Source organism: Mycobacterium sp. TH-M82, from assembly GCF_057473605.1.
The window spans coordinates 1-5,482 of sequence record NZ_JBYCKY010000178.1 but is presented as its reverse complement, the minus strand read 5'-3'; the positions used below and the strand labels follow the sequence as shown (position 1 = coordinate 5,482).

At 69.5% G+C, this 5,482-nt stretch carries 4 protein-coding genes and 1 pseudogene; 4 read left to right on the top strand and 1 reads right to left on the bottom strand.

The genetic code is table 11. From position 1 onward, the window contains the following. Positions 1 to 76: 76 nt before the first annotated feature. Positions 77 to 709 (top strand): annotated as a pseudogene (locus AC2VON_RS05320) (carboxymuconolactone decarboxylase family protein); the annotation flags it as partial. On the opposite strand, the gene AC2VON_RS05315 reads toward AC2VON_RS05320, so the two are convergent. Next, positions 648 to 1,586, bottom strand: coding sequence for a sigma-70 family RNA polymerase sigma factor (locus AC2VON_RS05315; RefSeq protein WP_486951995.1), 939 nt, complete (start codon positions 1,584 to 1,586; stop codon positions 648 to 650). The pseudogene AC2VON_RS05320 and the gene AC2VON_RS05315 overlap by 62 nt on opposite strands. Before the next feature lie 25 nt (positions 1,587 to 1,611). On the opposite strand from AC2VON_RS05315, the gene AC2VON_RS05310 reads away from it, so the two are divergent. The 3 genes from AC2VON_RS05310 to AC2VON_RS05300 all read left to right on the top strand — a co-directional run. Next, positions 1,612 to 2,967 (top strand): aspartate aminotransferase family protein, encoded by a 1,356-nt coding sequence (locus tag AC2VON_RS05310; RefSeq protein WP_486951994.1) that lies wholly within the window; start codon positions 1,612 to 1,614, stop codon positions 2,965 to 2,967. 98 nt (positions 2,968 to 3,065) lie between these two features. Beyond that, entirely contained in the window at positions 3,066 to 4,286 is a 1,221-nt protein-coding gene (gene dacB1 / locus AC2VON_RS05305; RefSeq protein WP_486951993.1) for a D-alanyl-D-alanine carboxypeptidase DacB1, read from the top strand. A gap of 76 nt (positions 4,287 to 4,362) precedes the next feature. Beyond that, a partial coding sequence (locus AC2VON_RS05300) for an MFS transporter (RefSeq protein WP_486951996.1) occupies positions 4,363 to 5,482 on the top strand: 1,120 nt, incomplete at its 3' end.

Below are 5,482 nucleotides of genomic sequence, written 5' to 3'. Positions count from 1 at the left end.
AGCATGCGCAAAGTCGCACAAAATCCGCCGTGTGAGTGCGACTTTGCGCATGCTCGCGCCCCGGGGTCAGAGGCTGTCACGTTCTGGCACGCCGTCTCGTCTCACGGGTATGACACCGAAAACCCGCATCGAACCGCTGCCACCCAAGCGCGCCAACCGGCTGGTGCGCGCCATGTACCGCTATACCAAGCGCCGCTTCGGGGAGGTTCCCGAGCCGTTCACCGTGGCGGCGCATCATCCGCGGCTGCTCGTCGCCAACGCGGTGCACGAAGCTCTGCTGCAGAACGCGTCGCGCAAGCTTCCGGCCGGCGTGCGCGACCTGGCGGTGTTTTGGACCGCCCGCACCGTCGGCTGCTCGTGGTGTGTGGACTTCGGGTCCATGCTGGCTCGCCTCGAGGGCATGGACATGCAGCGGCTCAAAGAAATCGACAATTACGCCACCTCGCCGGCGTTCACCGACGACGAGCGTGCGGCCATCGCCTACGCCGACGCGATGACCACCGACCCGCACACCGTCACCGACGAGCAGGTCGCCGACCTGCGGGCCCGCTTCGGTGACGCCGGAGTGATCGAGCTGACCTACCAGGTCGGGTTGGAGAACATGCGGGCCCGGATGTATTCCGCACTGGGCATCACCGAGCAGGGCTTCAGCTCCAGTGACGCCTGCCGGGTGCCGTGGGCGGACGAGCCCTCAGCGGAGAGCCGGTGAACTTGTCCGGGTTGGCGATGTCCCAGACCGCGCAGACCTTTCCGTCGCGTACCGTCAGCGCGGTGACGCGCGGCAGCATGGGCTGATAGCCGTCGCCGCCCGGAGCTCCCGGCGTGTAGGCGCCCAGTTCGCCGTTGATCAGCGCACGTTGACTCGAGGTGACCATGGCCGGCCCGTAGCGCCGTGCGAGCCCGAACAGGAAGCGGGCGACCTTGTCCGGGCCGGGGATGACCCGCGCCGCCGTTGGCGCCTTGCCGTCCGCGTCGCCGGTGAACGTCACGCCGGGATGCAGCAGCGCCACGACCCCGGCCATGTCCCCGGCGGCCATGGCCGCCATCAGCTTGCCGACGACCTCGGCGTGGGCCGGATCCGGTTCCGGCGGCGGATCGGCCGCCACGGCCCGCCGGGCCCGGGATGCCAACTTGCGAGCAGCGGCTGCACTGGTACCCAGGACCTCAGCCACCTCGGCGAACGGCACCGCGAACCCGTCGTGCAACACGAACGCGACCCGCTGATCGGGGCTGAGCCGCTCCAGCACCACCATCGCCACGAACCGGGCGTCCTCGCCGGCCACCACCGTCGACAGCGGGTCGGCGCCATCGAAGCCGGCCACCACCGGCTCCGGCAGCCATTGGCCCACATAGGTTTCCCGGCGACGTGCCGCCGAACGCAGCCGGTCCAGGCCGAGCCGGCTCACCACCGTCGTCAACCACGCCCGCAGATCGGTGATCTCGTCATGGTTGGCGGCGTCCCAGCGCAGCCAGGCGTCCTGCACGATGTCCTCGGCGCCGGCGAACGTCCCAGTGAGCCGATAGGCGACGGCCAGCAGATGCGGCCGCAACGCCTCGAATTCGGTGACCTGCCGTGCCGAGGTCATGATCTGAGTGTAGGAATGGCACACGATGACCACTAATCAGTCGGCCAAGGCGGATCGCCACCTGTGGGGCCACTTCGCCCGACACGGCCCGAGCATCACCCCGCCGATCATCGTCCGCGGCGACGGCGTCAGGATCTTCGACGACCGCGGCAAGAGCTATCTCGACGGGCTGTCCGGTCTGTTCACGGTGCAGGTCGGGCACGGCCGCGACGAACTCGCCGAGACGGCCGCGAAGCAGGCCCGCACGCTGGCGTACTTTCCGCTGTGGTCGTATGCCACCCCGGCCGCGATCGAGCTCGCCGAGCGGCTGGCGCAGTACGCGCCGGGCGATCTGAACCGGGTGTTCTTCACCACCGGCGGCGGCGAAGCCGTCGAGACCGCGTGGAAGCTGGCCAAGCAGTACTTCAAGATCACCGGCAAACCCGGTAAGCACAAGGTGATCTCCCGCGCGACGGCCTACCACGGAGCGTCGCAGGGCGCGCTGGCCATCACCGGCCTGCCTACCTACCAGGCGCCGTTCCAGCCGCTGACCCCGGGCGGTTTCCGGGTGCCCAACACCAATTTCTACCGTGCCCGGGAACCGATTCACACCGACGCCAAGGCGTTCGGGCGCTGGGCGGCCGACCGGATCGCCGAGGCGATCGAGTTCGAAGGGCCAGACACCGTCGCCGCGGTGTTCACCGAGCCGGTGCAGAACGCCGGCGGCGCCATCCCGCCACCGCCCGGCTACTTCGACCGGGTCCGCCAGATCTGCGACGCCTACGATGTGCTGCTGGTCTCCGACGAAGTGATCTGCGCGTTCGGCCGGATCGGCTCGATGTTCGCCTGTGACGACTTCGACTACGTGCCGGACATCATCACCTGCGCCAAGGGGATGACCTCGGGGTACTCCCCGATCGGCGCGATGATCGCCAGCGACCGGCTGTTCGAGCCGTTCAACGACGGGAAGACGACGTTCCCGCACGGCTACACCTTCGGCGGGCATCCGGTGTCGGCCGCGGTCGCGCTGGCCAACCTCGACATCTTCGATCGCGAAGGCCTCAACGAACGCGTCAAACACCACGCCGCGGCTTTCCGGTCGACCCTGGAAAAGCTCTACGACCTGCCCATCGTCGGTGACGTCCGCGGCGACGGTTACTTCTACGCCGTCGAACTGGTCAAGGACAAGGCCACCCGGGAAACGTTCACCGCCGCCGAACGCGAGCGGCTGCTCCCGCGGGTGTCCTCGACGCTGTACGAGGCCGGCTTGTATTGCCGGATCGACGAGCGGGGCGATCCGGCGGTGGTGCTGGCGCCGCCGCTGATCAGCGGTCAACCCGAGTTCGACACCATCGAATCCGTCCTGCGCGGCACGCTGGCCGACGCCTGGGCGCAGATCTAGCCCTGATCTAGCCCACGGTAACGTCTGCAACTTCCACCCGTGCGGTCACAGCGCGGCTGCTCGGAATCGTGCCGCTGATCGCTTACCCTGCATAACCGATGGCTTGGTTACGTTCGGCGGCGCGCCTGGCGGCTGGGGTCTTCCTGCTCGCAGTGCCCACAGTGCCCACAGTGCCCACAGCGGCCGCCGAGCCGGCCCCCGCCGTCGATACCGCCGATACCTGCCCGTACCAGACGTCCACCCCGCCCGCGGTCGACACCTCCGAGGTGCCCGAGGCCGGTGATCCGCCCGCACCGCTGCCGGTGCCCGCGACCCCGGTCGGCGGTCAGGCGCTGGGCGGCTGCGGCGTCGTCGTCGCGCCGGGCACCCCGCCGGTGCCCGACGACATCTCGGCCGAGGCCTGGCTGGTGGCCGACCTCGACAGCGGCGCGGTGATCGCCGGCCGGGACCCGCACGGCCGGCACCGCCCGGCCAGCGTCATCAAGGTGCTGACCGCGATGGCGGCGATCAACGAGCTCGACCTGAACCAGCCGGTCGCCGGCACCCCCGAGGACATGGCCGTCGAGGGCACCAAGGTCGGCGTCGCCCCCGGCGGCACCTACACCGTCAACCAGCTGTTGCACGGGCTGTTGATGGACTCCGGCAACGACGCCGCCCACGCGCTGGCCACCCAACTGGGCGGCGTGCCGGCGACCCTGGACAAGCTCAATACGCTGGCTGCCCGGCTCGGCGGCCGGGACACCCGGATCGCCACACCCTCCGGGCTGGACGGCCCGGGCATGAGCACGTCGGCCTACGACATCGGCCTGTTCTACCGCTACGCGTGGGCAAACCCGACCTTCGCCGAGGTCGTCGCGACCCGGGCGTTCGACTTCCCGGGGCACGGCGACAGCCCCGGCTATCAACTGGAGAACGACAACCAGTTGCTCTACAACTATCCGGGCGCACTCGGCGGCAAGACCGGCTACACCGACGACGCCGGGCAGACCTTCGTCGGCGCGGCCGAGCGGGACGGCCGCCGGCTGGTGGCGGTGCTGCTGCACGGCACCCGGGTGCCGATCGCGCCCTGGCAGCAGGCGGCACACCTGCTGGACTACGGGTTCGCCACCGCACCGGGCACCCGGGTCGGGAACCTGATCGAGCCGGACCCCGCGCTGGTGTCGCCACCGGTCGGCGTTGAGCAGACCGCCCAGGCCGCCGCTGTGGCACCGGCCGCCAACGCGCTGCCGGTGCGGGTCGGCGTAGCCGTCATCGGAACCCTCATCGTGTTCGGCTTGATCAAGGTCGCGCGCACGATGAACCGCAGGCCGCAGTTTTAGCGCTGTGCCATCCCATGGCATCCCATCCCATCCCATGCCATCCCCTACCGTGAACAGGATGGGCCGGCTGGGTGAGTTGCGACGCTCGTCACCGCTGGCGTTTCCGGTGGGGATCACCGCGGCCAGCGTCGGGCTGATCTACGGCTACGACCTGTCCAACATCGCCGGCGCGCTGCTGTTCATCGAGGACGAATTCGGGCTTTCCTCGGTCGGACAGGAGATGGTGGCGACGGCGACGGTGATCGGCGAGGTCGCCGGGGCCGCCGGTGGCGGCTGGCTGGCCAATGCCATCGGACGCAAGAAGTCCGTGCTGGCAGTGGCCGTCGCCTATGCGGTGTTCGCGCTGCTGGGCGCGGCGTCGGTGTCGCTGGCCATGCTGGTGGCGGCACGGCTGCTGCTGGGGGTGGCCATCGGCGTTTCGGTGGTGGTGGTTCCGGTGTTCGTCGCCGAGTCCGCGCCGGCGGCGGTGCGCGGTTCGCTGTTGGTCGCCTACGGGCTGGCGACCGTGATCGGGATCATCGCCGGGTATGTGATCGCCTACCTGCTGGCGGACACGCAGAGTTGGCGGGCGATGCTGGGCCTGGCGGCGGTACCCGCGGTGCTGGTGGCCTTGCTGCTGCTTCGGATACCCGATACCGCGCGCTGGTATCTGCTCAAAGGCCGGGCCGACGAGGCACACCGGACGCTGCGGCGGGTGGAGCCCGAGATAGACGCCGACTGGGAGCTGGCCGAAATCAGCCGCACACTGGCCGAGGAGAAAGCAGCGAACTCGGGCGGGCAGGGCGTGCTGCGCGAGATGTTGCGGCCGCCGTACCGGCGGGCCACGGCGTTCGTCGTCACGCTCGGCTTCTTCATCCAGATCACCGGGATCAACGCGATCGTCTACTACAGCCCCCGGCTGTTCGAGACAATGGGCTTCACCGGCGACTTCGCGCTGCTCATCCTGCCCGCGCTGGTCCAGGTCGCGGCGCTGGCGGCGATGTTGGTCCCGCTGGTGCTGATCGACCGGATCGGCCGGCGCCCGATCCTGTTGTGCGGCATAGCCACGATGATCGCAGCCGACATGATCCTGGTCGGTGTATTCGCCGCCGGCCCGGCCTTCGGCGACGCGCTCGCGCTGTTCAGGTTCGGCGGTGTGCTGCTGTTCACGGTCGGCTACACCTTCGGCTTCGGGGCGCTGGTCTGGGTGTACGCCG

Excerpts from the sequence above, each read along its gene's own strand:
- AC2VON_RS05310 (WP_486951994.1), top strand. The coding sequence starts at position 1,612 with ATGACCACTAATCAGTCGGCCAAGGCGGATCGCCACCTGTGGGGCCAC.
- AC2VON_RS05315 (WP_486951995.1), bottom strand. The coding sequence starts at position 1,586 with ATGACCTCGGCACGGCAGGTCACCGAATTCGAGGCGTTGCGGCCGCAT.
- dacB1 (WP_486951993.1), top strand. The coding sequence starts at position 3,066 with ATGGCTTGGTTACGTTCGGCGGCGCGCCTGGCGGCTGGGGTCTTCCTG.